The organism is Alkalibacterium sp. s-m-28 (assembly GCF_054658175.1).
This window is the reverse complement of the sequence record NZ_BAAGIQ010000366.1, coordinates 1-275: the sequence shown is the minus strand read 5'-3', so window position 1 is coordinate 275 and position 275 is coordinate 1. Positions and strand designations below refer to the sequence as shown.

1 pseudogene is annotated in these 275 nt (G+C 43.6%); it reads left to right on the top strand.

Annotation, left to right across the window (positions count from 1 at the left end):
- Window positions 1-275 (top strand): annotated as a pseudogene (locus ACYQ4S_RS12640) (RNA-guided endonuclease TnpB family protein); the annotation flags it as partial.

Genomic DNA, 275 nt, shown 5'->3' with positions numbered 1-275 from the left:
CCGGGCTTTAATGGTGGATAAGAAGAATAGAAATTTTGATTTGCTAAAACACAAATTAGGGACACTACGTGTCACCAAAAAGTCAAATAAATGGATAGCGCAAATCGCTGTGACAATCTCCACCACCGAGAAAACAGGCACGAAAGTCATGGGCGTGGATTTAGGACTCAAAGTCCCAGCTGTGGCAGTCACCGATGACGAACAAGTGCGCTTTTTCGGAAACGGACGGCGAAACAAATATATGAAACGACAATTTCGTTCGGAAAGAAAAGCAC